This window comes from Plasticicumulans sp., from assembly GCF_035331805.1.
Taxonomy (GTDB): domain Bacteria; phylum Pseudomonadota; class Gammaproteobacteria; order Competibacterales; family Competibacteraceae; genus Plasticicumulans.
This window is the reverse complement of sequence record NZ_DAOLKE010000486.1, coordinates 1-2,092: the sequence shown is the minus strand read 5'-3', so window position 1 is coordinate 2,092 and position 2,092 is coordinate 1. Positions and strand designations below refer to the sequence as shown.

Genomic DNA, 2,092 nt, shown 5'->3' with positions numbered 1-2,092 from the left:
ACCAGCTTGGTCAGGCCCTTGATGTCGCGGCCGGTGGCGGCCGGGAAGAGTTCGGACAGCAGGTCGATCATTCCGGCATCCGCCGGCACGCTGAACTGTTCGGTCATGACCCGCCAGATCCGGCGCCGGGCCTCAAGGTCCGGGGGTGCGAAGCGGATCAGCGCGATGCAGCGCGACACGATGGCCTCGTCGATGTCATCGACGCGGTTCGTGGTCAGGAACAGCAGACCGTTGAAGTACTCCAGCACCCGCAGGAACACACCGACGACGGCGTTCATCGTCATGTCGTCCTCGCGCCGCTTGATGTAGACATCGGCCTCGTCGATCAGCATCACCGCGCCCCAGCGCTGGGCGCGGGTCAGGACTTCCTTCAGTGCGGTTTCCATCGCCGCGACGTTCAGGCCCAGCTGCCCGGAATGCACGCGGTACAGCGGCCGGCCGATGATTTCCGCGTAGACCTCGGCGGTCAGCGTCTTGCCGACGCCGGCGGGGCCTGCGCACAGCACCGTCGTGCCACCGGACTTGCCGGCGACGATGTCGTCCATCAGCACGTCCATCTCGGCGGTCAGGATGTCGATCAGGTCGGTCTGCTCCTCGGGCAGCACGAGCTTGTCCTTCAGCTGCGGCTGGTAGGCATAGGGCTCGATGTCGTCGGCGTGCACCCACAGGTAATGGTGCAGGTCGAGGTGGAACATCAGCAGATAGGCATGCACCGGCAATTGCGTGAACAGGCCGGCGGGCAGTTCGGCGTGCAGATCGCGGACCTCGTCCTCGGCGTCGTAGCGGTTGCTCTTCGCCGCCTTGCCGAGGTAGTGGCCGAGGATGTCGCCGGGCGTGTCGAGCGCGGTGACGCGCTGCGTGATGATGCCTTCGTCATTGACGAGCCGCGCCGCGCCACCGCTCGCCGACAGCACGACCACGTCCTTGCGCGACCAGTCGGTGTGGCGATGGCTGGCGCTCGGGTCTTCGGCGTAGAAGCCGGTGCCGCGCCCGGAGAACTGCGCGCCGTACTGGCTGCGCCACGCGAAATAGCGCTCGACGCTGGCGTCGTACTGGGCGATCAGCGCCGGGGTTTCCTTGAGATAACCCTTGGCGGCGAAGATTTCCGCGACCGTGCGGCCGACCGTGTCGCTCTCGGACAGGCGCAGCGTCACGACCGCCAGGCTGGCCCGGGCATTGGCCTTCAGTTCGAGCGTGACCTTGCCGCTCTCGTCGTTGCCGGCCGGCGTGTAATCGAGGCGGGTGACGACATACGGCAGCGGCTTGCCGGCGACGCTGGCCGCGAACAGCCAGCCGCGCAGCGCATCCTGCACGAGAAAGCGGGCGATGGCCGGCACCGCCTGCTCCAGCTCGCCCGGAGCGAAGCGCACGCCGTCATCGTTGATGGCCTGCTGCAGCGTCGTCAGTTGCGCCAGCGGCCCGCGCATGTCCGTGCCGGCCGCCGCGTACAGCCCGACCAGATGATCGAGCTGCGGCCGCGACAGCCGGGTGGCGAGGACCTCGACCCGGTTGCCGAAGCGCAGCTGATCCTGCAGCGCGGCCAGATCGGGGAAGGCGCTCACCAGCGACTCGATGTAGGCACGTTCGATCTGGATCTTCATGGCGGCTCCGCAGCAGTCGGGGGTATTCCGACGGCTCCAGCAAAGCCCGTGCCCCGCACCGGATCGTTCCGTTACAAGGACTTGGCCGTGCCGCACTCCGCCATCGTGTACGGCGTCCGACAAGCCGGGCGTCGCGAGCCGCACATCGGCGCCGGTGCAGGGCCGCGCACCCCGGCGGCCGTGCTCAGCCGATCCAGCCCCGCACCAGCACCACCGCGATCGCCACCGGTGCCACCCAGCGCAGCAGCACGCGCAGCGCAAAGGCGAGCCGCGACGGCCGGCCGGCGGGGCCGCCCAGCGCATCGGCGAACTGCGTGCGCGTCCAGGCGCGGCCGACGAACAGCGCGGTGGCGATCGCGACCAGCGGCATCAGCACGCCGGAACTGGCGAAGTCGTACAGCTCGAAGGCGGTGCGCCCGAACAGCGTCGCGTCGGCGAGCACGCCCTGCGACAGCGCCGCCGGCACGCCGGGCAGCGCGACGGCGAACGTC

At 69.2% G+C, this 2,092-nt stretch carries 1 protein-coding gene and 1 pseudogene; both read right to left on the bottom strand.

Translation table 11 applies throughout. The annotated features are described in order from the left end of the window. Positions 1–1,601 (bottom strand): AAA family ATPase (locus PKE44_RS18670; RefSeq protein WP_324554233.1); only part of this gene is annotated, 1,601 nt, incomplete at its 3' end. A 184-nt stretch (positions 1,602–1,785) separates the two neighbouring features. Continuing rightward, a pseudogene (locus PKE44_RS18665) lies at positions 1,786–2,092 on the bottom strand (sodium-dependent transporter); the annotation flags it as partial.